Source organism: Vibrio sp. 10N.222.48.A3 (assembly GCF_041475345.1).
GTDB lineage: Bacteria > Pseudomonadota > Gammaproteobacteria > Enterobacterales > Vibrionaceae > Vibrio > Vibrio tasmaniensis_A.
On the sequence record NZ_JBFRVX010001551.1, the window covers coordinates 1 to 790 of the forward strand.

The following is a 790-nucleotide window of genomic DNA, read 5'->3' on the forward strand; positions in this document are numbered from 1 at the left end:
GATTATGTAAAAGCTATTCAAGTATTATCAAAAAGTGGGGTATTTTCTGTATCAAGTTTAAAACTATCTCAAGCCAATGATAACCGGAAGTTTGTTGATTTTATTGATGCTAGTTCAGGAGAGCAGTGTTTGGCTATGATGTTACTTGGCATTGCGAGTCAAATAGAAAACAACTCATTAATATGTATAGATGAACCAGAAATAAGCCTACATCCAGAGTGGCAAGAAGAATTTATTCCATTAATTAATGATCTATTTTCATTGTATTCTGGTTGTCATTTTGTGATCGCAACACACTCACCCCTTTTAGTTTCAAAACTATCTAGTGATAACTGCTTTATATTAAATTTGGATGAAAATATGTTGATTGATTCTTCAAAGTCAACAAGTTATTCATCAGACTATCAATTAGCAACTCTATTTAAATCACCGGGATTTAAGAATGAATATTTGGTTAGTGAGAGTCTTGATATTCTTAATACTCTTTCTAAATTTACGCCACTAAATTTTGAGCTTTTTGAAAGAATTAAATTGATTACATCTTTAAAGTCTCAAGTTTCATGCGAAGACCCTGTTCATTCTCTTATTACAACAATTGAAAGAGTTATGGAGGAGATTAATGAAGATTGATAACCCAGTAACATACACGAAAGGTGAGTTAGAGTTAGTTGATAATTTTATTAAGCGTGATAAAAAAAACGGAACTGACTGGGGGGATGATGAATTTAAAGACATTAAATTGTCCATAAAAAATCATTACAAGGTTGAACAGAACTATGTGTGCCCATAC

At 31.5% G+C, this 790-nt stretch carries 1 protein-coding gene; it reads left to right on the plus strand.

Going from position 1 to position 790, the window contains the following annotated elements; translation table 11 throughout:
- The coding region (locus AB4653_RS27680) for an AAA family ATPase (protein WP_372105846.1) at positions 1 to 630 on the plus strand (630 nt) is incomplete at its 5' end.
- Positions 631 to 790: the final 160 nt, after the last annotated feature.